General features: G+C 70.7%; 11 protein-coding genes. 3 read left to right on the top strand and 8 right to left on the bottom strand.

The annotated features are described in order from the left end of the window. Nucleotides 1-62: 62 nt before the first annotated feature. Nucleotides 63-776 carry a PAQR family membrane homeostasis protein TrhA gene (gene trhA, locus AC068Z_RS02135; protein WP_478551419.1) on the bottom strand — a complete coding sequence of 238 codons (714 nt, stop codon included), beginning with the start codon at nt 774-776 and terminating at the stop codon, nt 63-65. 282 nt (nt 777-1,058) lie between these two features. Between trhA and AC068Z_RS02130 the strand changes: the two genes are divergently transcribed. Continuing rightward, the gene (locus AC068Z_RS02130; protein ID WP_478551418.1) at nt 1,059-2,846 is read left to right on the top strand and encodes a phosphoenolpyruvate carboxykinase (GTP); all 1,788 of its coding nucleotides are present in this window, start codon (nt 1,059-1,061) and stop codon (nt 2,844-2,846) included. Between the two features lie 133 nt (nt 2,847-2,979). Here AC068Z_RS02130 and AC068Z_RS02125 read toward each other — a convergent pair whose 3' ends face one another. From AC068Z_RS02125 to AC068Z_RS02100, 6 genes are all read right to left on the bottom strand, one after another. Beyond that, complete coding sequence (locus AC068Z_RS02125) at nt 2,980-3,576, bottom strand: hypothetical protein (RefSeq protein ID WP_478551416.1); 597 nt, start codon at nt 3,574-3,576, stop codon at nt 2,980-2,982. Further along, nucleotides 3,563-5,089, bottom strand: coding sequence for a substrate-binding and vWA domain-containing protein (locus AC068Z_RS02120; RefSeq protein ID WP_478551414.1), 1,527 nt, complete (start codon nt 5,087-5,089; stop codon nt 3,563-3,565). The genes AC068Z_RS02125 and AC068Z_RS02120 overlap by 14 nt, the downstream gene beginning before the upstream one ends. Next, nucleotides 5,086-6,249, bottom strand: a complete 1,164-nt coding sequence (locus AC068Z_RS02115; RefSeq protein WP_478551413.1) for a toxic anion resistance protein — start codon at nt 6,247-6,249, stop codon at nt 5,086-5,088. The genes AC068Z_RS02120 and AC068Z_RS02115 overlap by 4 nt, the downstream gene beginning before the upstream one ends. A gap of 12 nt (nt 6,250-6,261) precedes the next feature. Beyond that, nucleotides 6,262-7,338 carry a substrate-binding domain-containing protein gene (locus AC068Z_RS02110; RefSeq protein ID WP_478551411.1) on the bottom strand — a complete coding sequence of 359 codons (1,077 nt, stop codon included), beginning with the start codon at nt 7,336-7,338 and terminating at the stop codon, nt 6,262-6,264. Nucleotides 7,339-7,540: 202 nt separating this feature from the next. Further along, a complete protein-coding gene (locus AC068Z_RS02105) occupies nt 7,541-7,954 on the bottom strand; it encodes an SCO4983 family protein (RefSeq protein ID WP_478551409.1) in 414 nt (137 codons plus the stop codon). Nucleotides 7,955-8,035: 81 nt separating this feature from the next. After that, nucleotides 8,036-9,247 (bottom strand): pyridoxal phosphate-dependent aminotransferase, encoded by a 1,212-nt coding sequence (locus AC068Z_RS02100; protein ID WP_478551408.1) that lies wholly within the window; start codon nt 9,245-9,247, stop codon nt 8,036-8,038. 125 nt (nt 9,248-9,372) lie between these two features. On the opposite strand from AC068Z_RS02100, the gene AC068Z_RS02095 reads away from it, so the two are divergent. Both AC068Z_RS02095 and AC068Z_RS02090 read left to right on the top strand, forming a co-directional pair. Then, nucleotides 9,373-9,960: a hypothetical protein gene (locus AC068Z_RS02095; RefSeq protein WP_478551406.1), complete on the top strand. Its 588-nt coding sequence runs from the start codon at nt 9,373-9,375 to the stop codon at nt 9,958-9,960. Nucleotides 9,961-10,118: 158 nt separating this feature from the next. Further along, a complete protein-coding gene (locus AC068Z_RS02090) occupies nt 10,119-10,961 on the top strand; it encodes a S1 family peptidase (RefSeq protein ID WP_478551404.1) in 843 nt (280 codons plus the stop codon). 10 nt (nt 10,962-10,971) lie between these two features. On the opposite strand, the gene AC068Z_RS02085 is transcribed toward AC068Z_RS02090, so the two are convergent. Then, complete coding sequence (locus AC068Z_RS02085; protein ID WP_478551402.1) at nt 10,972-12,558, bottom strand: N-acyl-D-amino-acid deacylase family protein; 1,587 nt, start codon at nt 12,556-12,558, stop codon at nt 10,972-10,974. Nucleotides 12,559-12,564: the final 6 nt, after the last annotated feature.

Here is a 12,564-nt window from a genome sequence, read left to right as displayed (position 1 = left end):
AAATCCGGACGCGAAAAAGGGCCACGGCGCTGAAGCCGTGGCCCTGGGCGGACGGGAGCGGGTTACGCGTGCTGGTAGGCGACCAGGGAGATGCCGACGTAGTGCACGACGAAGGCGGCCAGGGTGAGGGAGTGGAACACCTCGTGGAAGCCGAACCAGCGCGGTGAGGGGTTCGGGCGCTTGATGCCGTACACCACGCCGCCCGCGCTGTAGAGCACTCCTCCGACGATCACCAGGACCAGGACCGCGATCCCGCCGGTGCGCAGGAAGTCGGGCAGGAAGAACACGGCCGCCCAGCCCATCGCGATGTAGCAGGGCGTGTACAGCCAGCGCGGGGCGCCCACCCAGAAGACCCGGAAGGCGATTCCGGCCAGCGCCGCCGCCCAGATCCCCCACAGCAGCCACCGCCCCTTGGTGCCCGGCAGGAGCAGCAGGGTCAGCGGGGTGTAGGTGCCGGCGATGATCAGGAAGATGTTGGAGTGGTCGAGGCGGCGCAGGATGCCGTCCATGCGCGGGCTCCAGTCGCCCCGGTGGTACAGCGCGCTCACGCCGAACAGCAGACAGGCCGTGAGGGCGTAGATCCCGCAGGCCACCCGGCCTCTGGGGGAGTCCGCGAGGGCGGTCAGCACCAGGCCCGCGACGAGTGCGGCCGGGAACATACCGAGATGGAGCCAGCCCCGGAGCTTGGGCTTGATCGGATGCGGCAAAGAGAGCGCGACGGGACCGCGGCCGACGGCCGGTGTGTCCGTGCGCGCCTCGGGGACGGACGCAGTCATGGACGAATCGTACCTACGGAACCGTAAGTTACGGATCAGTCCGGCCGCCAAGAGTGGCCATCGTCTCACGGGAGTTGACGTCCGCGTGGCCGGCCCCTGAAGCGGACGTGGCCGGTCTCACGCTCGCTCACCTGTGACGCCCTCTGGACATATGGGCATGGTCGTCGGATGATCAAATGAGTGCGGTCGGCACCGGATGAGCGGCAGCAGTGCCGTAGTGCAGCATCCGGGTCGCAGCCCCCACGGGGCCTCCAACAAAAAATCCCTCATTTAGGAGCAATCGTGGCGCACCCGGAACTGATCTCGTGGGTGAACGAGATCGCCGAACTGACGCAACCGGACAACGTCGTCTGGTGCGACGGATCAGAGGCCGAGTACGAGCGACTGTGCGAGGAGCTCGTCGCGAAGGGCACCTTCCGGAAACTCGACCCGATCAAGCGCCCCAACTCCTACTACGCGGCATCCGACCCGACCGACGTCGCCCGGGTCGAGGACCGGACCTTCATCTGCTCCGAGAAGGAGGAGGACGCCGGTCCGACCAACCACTGGAAGGACCCCGCCGAGATGCGGGAGATCTTCCAGGGCGAGAAGGGACTGTTCCGCGGCTCCATGCGAGGCCGGACGATGTACGTCGTCCCCTTCTGCATGGGCCCGCTCGGTTCCCCGCTCTCGGCGATCGGCGTGGAGATCACCGACTCCGCCTATGTCGCCGTCTCCATGCGCACGATGACGCGCATGGGCAGCGCCGTGCTCGAGGAGCTGGGCGAGGACGGACACTTCGTGAAGGCCGTCCACAGCCTCGGCGCGCCCCTCGCGGAGGGCGAGGCGGACGTCCCGTGGCCGTGCAACAGCACCAAGTTCATCTCGCACTTCCCGGAGTCCCGCGAGATCTGGTCCTACGGCTCCGGCTACGGCGGCAACGCGCTCCTCGGCAAGAAGTGCTACGCCCTGCGCATCGCCTCCGTCATGGCCCGCGACGAGGGCTGGCTCGCCGAGCACATGCTGATCCTCAAGCTGACCCCGCCGCAGGGCGAGTCGAAGTACGTCGCCGCCGCCTTCCCGAGCGCCTGCGGCAAGACCAACCTCGCCATGCTGGAGCCCACGATCTCCGGCTGGACGGTCGAGACGATCGGCGACGACATCGCCTGGATGCGCTTCGGCGAGGACGGCCGCCTGTACGCCATCAACCCCGAGGCCGGCTTCTTCGGCGTCGCGCCCGGCACCGGTGAGCACACCAACGCCAACGCGATGAAGACGCTGTGGGGCAACTCCGTCTTCACCAACGTCGCCCTCACCGACGACAACGACATCTGGTGGGAGGGCATGACGGAGGAGACCCCGGCCCACCTGACGGACTGGAAGGGCAACGACTGGACTCCGGACTCGGAGACTCCGGCCGCCCACCCCAACGCCCGCTTCACCGTGCCCGCCTCGCAGTGCCCGATCATCGCGCCCGAGTGGGAGGACCCCAAGGGCGTGCCGATCTCCGCGATCCTCTTCGGCGGCCGGCGCGCCACCGCCGTACCGCTGGTGACGGAGTCCTTCGACTGGAACCACGGTGTCTTCCTCGGCGCCAACGTCGCCTCCGAGAAGACCGCCGCCGCCGAGGGCAAGGTCGGCGAGCTGCGCCGCGACCCGTTCGCCATGCTGCCGTTCTGCGGCTACAACATGGGCGACTACATGGGCCATTGGGTAGACGTCGCCAAGGACAAGGACCAGTCCAAGCTGCCGAAGATCTACTACGTCAACTGGTTCCGCAAGAACGACGAGGGCAAGTTCGTCTGGCCCGGCTTCGGCGAGAACTCCCGCGTCCTGAAGTGGATCGTGGAGCGGCTGGACGGCAAGGCCGAGGGCGTCGAGACCCCGATCGGCATCCTGCCGACGAAGGACGCGATCGACACCAAGGGCCTGGAACTGGCCGACTCCGACCTGGAGTTCCTGCTCACGGTCGACAAGGAGGTCTGGCGCGAGGAGGCCGCGCTGGTCCCCGAGCACCTCAACACCTTCGGCGAGCACACCCCGAAGGAGCTGTGGGACGAGTACCGGGCGCTGGTGCGGCGCCTGGGCTGAACCCCGTAGGACTCCGCGGCCGGTCAGAACCGACTGTGCCCTGACCAGCTAGATCGTCACGGCCGGCCGCGGTGCACACCCGCAGGAGCCCCGCACAACGGCGTGCGGGGCTCCGGCGTTTCTCGCCGAGCGCTCACCCCTGGCCGCGGCCCTCCAGGTACCGGGTGTGGGTCTCCTGGCGGCGGGACTCCGTGTCGCGGAGGGCCGCCGCCAGGGTTTCCGCCTCCTGGTGCAGCAGGCCCAGCTGGCGTTCCAGGTGCCGTTCCGGTGGTTCCTGGCCGGGGGTGAGGCGGGTCCACCACCGTGCCCGTACGAAGCTGTCGACGGCCTCGGGGACGTCCTGCCGTACGGCTCGGGAGAGGGTGTGCAGGCCCTCCGGATCCTGGCCGAGCAACTGGGTGGCCCAGCCCGGGGCCAGCAGGGCGGACAGCAGGTTCGTCAGCTCGGTGAGCCGGCCCCCGGCGCCGGGCGGCAGTTCCACCTCCGCGAGGTACCCGCACAGCTTCTCGAAGTCGGCCCGCAGCTCCTCCAGTTGGGCCGAGGGGTCCGGGAAGTCCGGCAGCGGGGGCCGCTCCGGCGGGGCGATCAGCGCGCCCGCGCCGTACAGCCCCGCCACCACGACCGGCCAGTACGGGCCCGCCACCCCGGCGAAGGTCAGCCCGAGCCCGGCGATCCCGCAGACGCTGCCGGCGATGTTCTTGCGTGACTCCAGGTACTTACTGATACCCACGGATCTCCTCGAAGGCGCCGTCCAGCGAGCCCTGTTGGGCGTCGAAGAGGCGGCCCCCGGTCAGGTCGGCGATGTGCTCCAGCTCGGACCGGTCGGAGTCGCCGAAGAGGATGGGGAAGACGGGCGTCGCCCGCCGGTCGCGGTCGAGCCCGGCGTAGAAGGAGTCGAACTCGCCCGCCTCGGCGCCCGCGGTGTTCTCGCCGTCCGTCATCAGCACGATCGACGTGAACGTGTCCTGGTCGGCGCCCAGATGGTCGTACGCCTTCTGCAGCGAGGTGTAGACGGCGGTGTCGCCCTCGGCGGTCAGCGCCTCGGTGTCCCGCTTGATCGCGTCCAGCCCCGACTGCGGGTCGGCGGGGTCCACGACATGCGTGCGCACGCTCTTCACGTCCGAGCCGAACGGCATCAGCGTCACCTCCTCGCGCTCCCGGAAGTCGCTGGTCAGCCCGGTGAGGGCGGTCTTCAGGCCGGTCAGCCGGTCGCCCTCCATCGAGCCCGAGGTGTCGAGGACGTACACCGTCCGCGAGGGGCGGCGCAGCTTGTTCTCGTAGGAGTCGAGCAGGCCGTCGGCGACGGAACGGGTGCCGGGGAAGGGCAGTTCGCGGCGGCGCGTGATGTCCAGGCCCGCCCCGGGCCGGACGGAGGCGACCACCGGGCGGCGGTGCGTGAGGTCGGTGATCTCCTTCTGCATGTCCGGGGCGCGCAGGGCCTCGGTCAGCCGGCGGACGTTCTCGCGGGTGGCGGCGTCCGTCGAGGCGAGCGAGGAGACCGGGTAGTCGGCGGTGACGACACCGTCGCTCGGCCGGATCACGGTCAGGCCCGGAATGCCCTGGAGGACGGACTCGTAGTTGAGCATCGCGTCGACGTCCCCGCGCCGCTCGTAGGCCGCCGCCAGCCAGCCCGAGGAGCCCGAGGTCAGCCGCTGGCCGCGGAAGAACTCCTTCAGTTGGGGCGTGGCCTCGATGACGTCCGCGTCGGTGAGCGCGGACTGGGCGCCGGAGAGCGCCGAGGCGACCGAGACGAGCGTGGCGAAACCGGAGTTGGAGCGGGCCGGGTCCGTCATGCCGTAGGTCAGCTCACCGTCCCGCACCGCCTGCTCGACCTGCGACCAGGTGACCTTCTCCGGCTTCCAGCCGAGCTTCCTCACGGTGGCCGGCCTGACGCCTATGGCGACCGGGCTGCTCATCACCGGGGTCTCGGAGACGATCTTCCTCGCCGCCTCGGGGCGCAACCGCAGAGAGTCGTTGGAGGACAGCCACAGGGCGTCGTACTTCCCGTCCGCCTTGCCCGCGGCCAGCTGTTCCACGGCGTCGAGGGTGCCGATGTAGGAGGGGTCGACCTTGATGCCGGTCTCCTGCTCGACCCGCTCCAGGACCGGGGTCATGTCGGCCAGCTCGCTGGAGGCGAGGACGCGCAGGGTGCCGGGCTCGGGCGATTCGGGCTCCTCCCCGCCCCCGGTCGTGCAGGCGGTCGCCAGCAGGGCGACGGAGAGCAGCGCGGCGACACGTCTCATCCGAGGCCCCCTTCCAGCGCGCCCCGCGTCCGGCTGCGCTCCAGACAGGCGGAGGCCTGCTGGAGTTCGGACGTCAGGTTCTCCACCGTCGTGGCCATCGCCTCGGTCGCCTGGACCTTGTACGTGTCGATCGCGTCGAGGGTCCGGTAGATCTGCTGGAACGCGCTGCGCAGGGTCTCCGCCCCCACCGCCGGGTCGGCGGCGATGCGCTGGATCTCGCCGCTCTGCGTGGCGAGCATCTCGGCGTTGCCCCGGATGAGGTCCTCGGTGGTCCCGCGCAGGGCGTTGACCTGCTCGATGACCTTCTTCTGGCTGTCCAGGGCGGAGGCCAGCATCACGGAGATCCGCAAGGCGGAGACGGTCGTGGTCGCGGCCCGGTCGACGCCCTTGATCAGCTCGTCGTTGTTGCGTCGTACGACGTCCATGGCGAGGTAGCCCTGCGCGCACACCGCGAGCTGGGTGAGCAGGTCCTGGTGCTTCTGCCGGACCGGGAACAGGACGTCCGCGCGGAGCGAGTCTGCGGCCTCGGGGTCCCCGACCCCTGTGATGTGCCGCTCGACGGCCGTGTCCAGGGCCTCGGTGAGGACGACGTACTCCTGGAGCTTGCCCATCGTCTCCCACAGCCGGACCCGCTCGGTCTGCAACGCGGCGTTGTCCCGGCGCAGTTCGTCCTGGCCGCCGCGCAGCGAGCCCACGATTCTGTTGAGAGTGCCCTGGGCGGAGGCGTACTTGGCGACGTGGTCGCGCAGCTTGTTGCCGCCGGGCAGCCTGGAGAGGAACTTGCGCCCCTTGGAGGCGGGCAGGTCACGCGGGTCCAGGTCCTCGACCACCCGGCGCAGCTCCACCAGCGAGCCCGCGACCTTCGACTGGGCGTCGCCGCCCTTGTCGGGCAGGCTGCGGACGGTCCGCTCCAGCATCCGGTTGGACTGGGCGGCGGCGCTGCGCATCTCGCCCGCGCCGAGCGAGGTGATCTCGCCGACCTTGCCCGCGAACTCCGGGGAGCGGGCGTCGAGCGCGGCGAGGCTCTGGACGTAGTCGGAGGCCTTCTGGGCGATGCCCGCGCGGACGGTCTCCTCGACGGGGACCAGCCCGCCGGCCTTCTCCCGGGGCACCGGGGCGACGGCCTCGGGCGGGGTGAGCGTGAAGGTTTCCTCGGTCATCTGTGTTCCCCCCTAGGATCCGGCCCGGCGCGCCATGTCGTGCAGCACCGCGGAGGTGGGCACGGGCGCCTGCCGGACGCCGGTGAGCTTCTGGTTGAGATACGCCGAGTGCGCGGCGGTGGCAGCGGTGAACTCGGCGGAGGCGCCCTGCGGCCGGAACCCGTGCCGGACCGCGAGCTTGCGCAACTCCGGGTCGGAACTGAGCAGTTCGCCGAGGGCTCGGCCCTCGTCGGTGAGCGGTACGACGGTGTGGTCGCTGGTGGCGGTGGTGTCCGGGTAGAGGACGGTCAGGTCGTCCACGCCCTCGCCCCGCCCGAGCAGCGCGGCCACCTGGGACTCGTAGACCAGGACCAGCGGGTTCCCCGCGCCGCTGACGAAGTCCCGGAAGGCCGCGTCCGTGCTGGACTGCTGGGCGCCCTGCACGCTGACCAGCTTGCGCATCAGCGGGGCGGTCCGCTCCACGTCCTGCCCGCTCGCGGCGACCCGGCCGCCGTTCTCGACGTAGGAGGCGGCGGCGAGGTACAGGGCGCCGGAGTTGGAGGTCTCCGGGTCGGTGGAGGCGATGTAGAGGGTGCCGGTCAGCTCCCCGTACTTGCCGGCCCCCTTGAGCTGCTGCCAGGTCCTGTCGGCGTCGGCGGCGGCCAGGTAGGCGGCCATCTTGAGGGTGCCGCAGTGCTCGCCGTCCAGCGTGACCAGGCCGTTGTCCGCGAGCACCTCGGCGGCGCTTCGGTGCGCCACGACGACGAGGGGCGAGTAGAAGGGGCGGGGCAACGGCTGGCGTGCCTGGTACTTGTCGGCGAGCTCGTCGGCGGGTGCCTTGCTGGAGGGGAAGGCGAGGTCGTACCCCGCGAGGTCGAGCCCCTCCATCGCCCAGGACCCGGACGTCTCCGTCCGCACGGTGTAGCCCTTGGCGGCGAGGGCCTTCACCACGTCGGGATCGGCGAAGAACTCCGCCTTCTCCGATCCGATCACTGCCTGCACGGTCTTCGTTGCCGCGCCCTTGTCCCCGGATTCCCGGCCCGCTACGACGGCTGCCACCACGCCGCCGATCAGCAACACCGCGAGGACGATTCCCGTGATTCGTCTCACGCCGGGGAGCGTGCTCTCGGAACTCCACGTTCCGGGGCGCCTCGGATGAACGGGGGGTGAAGGGGGCGACCCGGAATGCAACGGGAACGCGGGATTCAGCCGACCGGGTCAGTGGGGACGCGGAGCCGGGTGTGTGGCACCCGGTCCGCGCGTCGCTGCGGGTGCACGCGGACCGGGGCCGTCAAGGGAGCCTGGCGAAGGCTCAGTGGGCGGCGAGCGCCTGGGACTCCACCGCCGCGGTGTGCGCGTCCATGCGCTCGGCGGCCAGGATGGCGACCGCCGTGTCGGCGCGGGACGCCGCGACGACCAGGGCGCGTCCGGCGAGCGTGTGCGCCCGCTGGTGCAGTGCCGCCAGTTCGCGGGCCTCGCCCGTGGGCACGGCACGAACCGCGTGGCCGCCCCGCAGCCGGGTCACCTGCTGCGCGAGCCGCTCGGCGGCGGTGTCCAGATCGGCGGACGGGGTCAGTGCGCGCAGCTCGTCGGTGACGGCCAGCAGTGCGGCGAGATGGCCCGCCAGCTGGATGTCCAGCTCCTCCTCGCGCGACCGGTGGGGGAAGTCGGAGGTGGTGCCGGCCATCGTGCTGTGGACCGACTTGCTGCGGATCGGTTCGTACATGGGGATGGCCTCCTGTGCTCTGACAGGAAACCATCCTAGCTTAGATTCCGTCTAAAGTTGAGTTGGTCGTAGAACTGCCTGTCAGGGCTGGCCGTAGCCGTCGAGGAAGTTCCCGATCCGGGTCACTGCGTCCCGCAGGTCTCCGACCGTCGGCAGGGTCACGACCCGGAAGTGGTCCGGCTCGCTCCAGTTGAAGCCGGTGCCCTGGACGACCATGATCTTCTCGCGTCGCAGCAGGTCCAGGACGAGCTGCCGGTCGTCCCTGACCTTGAACACCTTGGGGTCGAGGCGCGGGAAGAGGTAGAGGGCGCCCTTCGGCCGGACGCAGCTCACTCCGGGGATCTGGGTCAGCAGCTCGTAGGCGACGTCCATCTGCTCCTTGAGCCGCCCGCCCGGCAGCACCAGGTCGTTGATGGTCTGCCGGCCGCTGAGGGCGGCTACGACGCCGTGCTGTCCGGGCATGTTGGCGCACAGCCGCATGTTCGCGAGGATCGTCAGGCCCTCGATGTAGGAGTCGGCGTGGGCGCGCGGCCCGGAGATCGACATCCAGCCGACGCGGTAGCCCGCCACCCGGTAGGCCTTGGACATGCCGTTGAAGGTGAGCGTGAGCAGGTCGGGGGCGACCTTCGCGGTCGGGGTGTGCGTGGCGCCGTCATAGAGGATCTTGTCGTAGATCTCGTCCGAGCAGACCAGCAGGTTGTGCCGGCGGGCGATGTCGGTGAGCCCCTTGAGCACGGCCTCGTCGTAGACGGCACCCGTGGGGTTGTTCGGGTTGATGATGACGATCGCCTTGGTGCGGTCGGTGATCTTCCGCTCCACGTCGGCGAGGTCGGGTGTCCAGTCGGCCTGCTCGTCGCAGCGGTAGTGCACGGCCGTACCGCCGGAGAGCGACACCGCGGCGGTCCACAGCGGGTAGTCCGGCGAGGGCACCAGCACCTCGTCGCCGTCGTCGAGCAGGCCCTGCATCGCCATGACGATCAGCTCGGAGACGCCGTTGCCGATGAAGACGTGCTCGACGTCGGTCTCGATGCCGAGGGTCTGGTTGTGCATCACCACGGCGCGGCGGGCGGCGAGCAGGCCCTTGGCGTCGCCGTAGCCGTGCGCGGAGGACACGTTGCGCAGGATGTCCTCGAGGATCTCGGGCGGGCACTCGAACCCGAAGGCGGCGGGGTTGCCGGTGTTCAGCTTGAGGATGCGGTGGCCCGCCGCCTCGAGCCGCATGGCCTCTTCGAGAACCGGGCCCCGGATCTCGTAACAGACGTTGGCGAGCTTGGTCGACTGGATCACCTGCATGTCTGGGAGCTTACGGCCCTGTAACGCGCTGTGGGCCGTGTCTTCCGCCACGTGAGACGGGAAGTTTGCCCCCTTATCGCCCTCGCCTCCTCCTGGAGCCCCTCCCGTCTCTACAATGCGCCCCCATGTCCAGGCCACCTCATCCCGAGGACCCGCCGAACGTCTACGTCCCGCGGGTCGACCAGTCCCCCGTCTACGAGGAGTACGCCGATCCGGCGAGGGCTCACGGCTGGGAGAACGCGTACGACGAGACGAGCGAGCTGCCGCGGATACCCGAGGGCCGGCAGGCTTCCGGGGCGGCGTACGGCGGCCGCGCCGCCCGCCGTGCACGCCGCAGACGGGGCAACCGGCGCCGCGCGATGATGGCCGCCGGTGCGCTGGGCACGGTGTCGGTCGCCGCCCTGGTCGCCGGTTTCGCGTTCTCCTCCGGCTCCTCCGGCGACCCGGACGGCAAGCGCGAGCCGGCCCGCTCGGTCACCGAGGCGTCCCTGCCCACGGGGCCGATGACCGACCCGGCGACGACCTCGGCCCCCTCCTCCGGCGGTCCGGACGCGACGGCGGCGCCCGAGGCGGGCGCGACGAGCCCAGACCCGAGGCCGAGCACCACGTCCCCCGCGGAGACCGCGTCCCCCACGGCCTCGACGCCGGCCCCGGCCGACCCGAAGACCACCAAGCCCGGCCGCGGCCAGGGCGCCACCAAGAAACCGAAGTAACCGGCCGGCAGAGCCCGGCCGATGCAGCCGGAACGGCCCCAGTGCGTGGCCGGAAACCACTGCTTGTTCTCGTTGCCCCCTCACACAACAATGCGCATGACAAATCAGCGGGTGGCCGGAGGATCTCCGGTCACCTTTGTTGCAAGAGGGGACCCCACATGCGCAAGCCTCTCGTCGCCGCGCTCTTCGCCCTGGTCATCGCCGGGGCCGGTGCGGCACCCGCGGTCGCCGCTCCCGCGAAGAGCGACACCGCGGCACCCGCGGTCCAGGCCGTCAACTTCGCCGGGACCGTGTCGCTCAGCAACTGCTCCGGCTCCGTCGTCCGGATGCCCGACTCCGAGGACGACGACCCCGCGCTGGTGCTCACCAACGGGCACTGTCTGGAGACCGGCTTCCCGGCCGCCGGCGAGGTCGTCGTCGACCGGGCCTCCACCCGCTCCTTCGGGCTGCTCAACTCCGCCGGCACCCGCGTCGGCACCCTGCGCGCCAGCAAGATCGCCTACGCCACGATGACCGACACCGACGCCGCGATCTACCAGCTCACCCGCACCTACGCGCAGATCAGGACGTCGTACGGCATCAACGCGCTCACCCTCGACGACACCCGCCCCGTCGCCGGGAAGGCCATCAGCGTCGTCTCCGGCTACTGGAAGCGGATCTACAACTGCTCCATCGACGGCTTCGCCTACCGGCTGAAGGAGGGCGGCTGGACCTGGAAGGACTCCGTCCGCTACACCTCCGCCTGCCAGACGATCGGCGGCACCTCCGGCTCGCCCGTCCTCGACCAGGCCACCGGCAAGGTCGTCGCCGTGAACAACACCGGCAACGAGGACGGCCAGAGCTGCACCGTCAACAACCCCTGCGAGGTCGACGCGAGCGGCAACGTCACCGTCCGCCAGGGCATCAACTACGCCCAGCAGACCTACCAGTTCCCCGCCTGCTTCGGGATCGACAACAAGCTTGACCTCGGCGCCGCCGGGTGCGTGCTGCCCAAGCCGTAGCCGTCCGCCGTCACGGGGCGGGCGTTCTGCGGACCGCCCGCCCCGCCAGCACGTTCGTGCGGCGGCCGTCGTCGATCACGAAACGGCCGTCGACCAGCACGTACGGGATGCCCGTGGGCAGCTGCCGCGGGTTCTCGTACGTCGAACCCGCCGCCACCGTCCGCGGGTCGAAGAGGACCAGGTCCGCCCGGTAGCCCTCCCGGACCAGGCCCCGGTCCGGCAGCCGCAGCCGCGCCGCCGGGCGGGACGTCAGATGCGCCACGCACTCCTCCAGCGACAGCACCCCCGACTCCCGTACGTAGTGGCCGAGATACCGGGGGAACGTGCCGTACGCCCGCGGATGCGGCTTGGTGCCCTGGAGGATGCCGTCCGAGCCGCCGGTGTGGACCGGGTGGCGCATGATCGCCCGGACGTTCTCCTCGTGGCCGACGTGCTGGAGGATCGTCGTGCCGAGGCGGTCCGCCAGCATCAGGCGCCGGGCGGTCGCCCAGTCGGTGAGGCGCCGGCCGACGTACGGGGTGAGCGAGGCGTCGCTCACCCCCGAGATCTCGATCGTCTCCCACTCCATCGGCACCCCGTGGCAGCCGTCCGAGCCGACCACCTCCAGGTGGTGGCGGATCCGCTCGGCGGTCCCGTCGTCCGCCAGCCGGGCCAGCACCGCCTCCGGGCCGCCCTCGCTCGCCCAGCTCGGCAGCAGCGCGGCGAGCGTCGTGCAGCCCGGGGTGTACGGGTAGGTGTCCAGGCTGATGTCGGCGCCCGTGGCCAGCGCCTTGTCCAGCAGATCCAGGAGTTCCGGCGCCCGCCCCTTGTTCACACCGAAGTTCATCGTGGCGTGGGCGAGGTGGAGCGCGCAGCCCGCCTCCCGGGTCAGCGCCACCATCTCCTCGTACGCCTCCAGCGCGCCGGCGCCGTAGGAGCGGTGGTGCGGGCAGTAGTAGCCGTCGTACGAGGCCACCACCCGGCACAGTTCGGTCAGTTCGGCGTCCTTGGCGTACATGCCCGGGGTGTAGGTGAGGCCCGAGGACATGCCGACCGCGCCCTGCTCCAGGCCCTCGGCGACCAACCGCCGCATCCGGTCCAGCTCTTGTGGCGTCGCCTCGCGGTCCTCCCAGCCGACGGCGAGCGCGCGGACGGTGCCCTGGGGGATCAAGTAGGCGGCGTTGACCGCGATTCCGCGGTCCAGGCGGTCCAGGTACTCGCCCACCGACCGCCAGTCGAAGTCGATGTCGTCGCCGTGGCCGTTCCAGCCGGTGATCGCCCGGCGCACCTCGGCGAGCGTGCGGTCGTCGACCGGGGCGTACGACAGACCGTCCTGGCCGATCACCTCCAGGGTCACGCCCTGCGCGGCCTTGGCGCTGTGGTCGGGGTCCCGCAGCAGGGCCAGGTCGCTGTGGGCGTGCATGTCGATGAAACCGGGCGAGAGGACGAGCCCTTCTGCGTCCAACTCGCGCATGGCCGAAGGGCGCTGGCAGCCCGCCGCCGCTGCCTCGCGCACGATGGAGACGATCCGGCCGTCGTCGACGACCACGTCGGCGCGGTAGGAGTCGGCGCCGGAGCCGTCCACCACCTCGGCGTCCCGGATGACCAGGTCCTGCACAGCGGG

The organism is Streptomyces sp. NPDC043726 (assembly GCF_056436565.1).
Note: the sequence above shows the minus strand (reverse complement) of the source record. Positions and strands in the feature narration are given on the sequence as shown.

Coding starts and splice junctions, on each gene's coding strand:
- trhA (WP_478551419.1), bottom strand. CDS start 776: ATGACTGCGTCCGTCCCCGAGGCGCGCACGGACACACCGGCCGTCGGC.
- AC068Z_RS02120 (WP_478551414.1), bottom strand. CDS start 5,089: ATGAGACGTGTCGCCGCGCTGCTCTCCGTCGCCCTGCTGGCGACCGCC.
- AC068Z_RS02115 (WP_478551413.1), bottom strand. CDS start 6,249: ATGACCGAGGAAACCTTCACGCTCACCCCGCCCGAGGCCGTCGCCCCG.
- AC068Z_RS02105 (WP_478551409.1), bottom strand. CDS start 7,954: ATGTACGAACCGATCCGCAGCAAGTCGGTCCACAGCACGATGGCCGGC.
- AC068Z_RS02100 (WP_478551408.1), bottom strand. CDS start 9,247: ATGCAGGTGATCCAGTCGACCAAGCTCGCCAACGTCTGTTACGAGATC.
- AC068Z_RS02095 (WP_478551406.1), top strand. CDS start 9,373: ATGTCCAGGCCACCTCATCCCGAGGACCCGCCGAACGTCTACGTCCCG.
- AC068Z_RS02090 (WP_478551404.1), top strand. CDS start 10,119: ATGCGCAAGCCTCTCGTCGCCGCGCTCTTCGCCCTGGTCATCGCCGGG.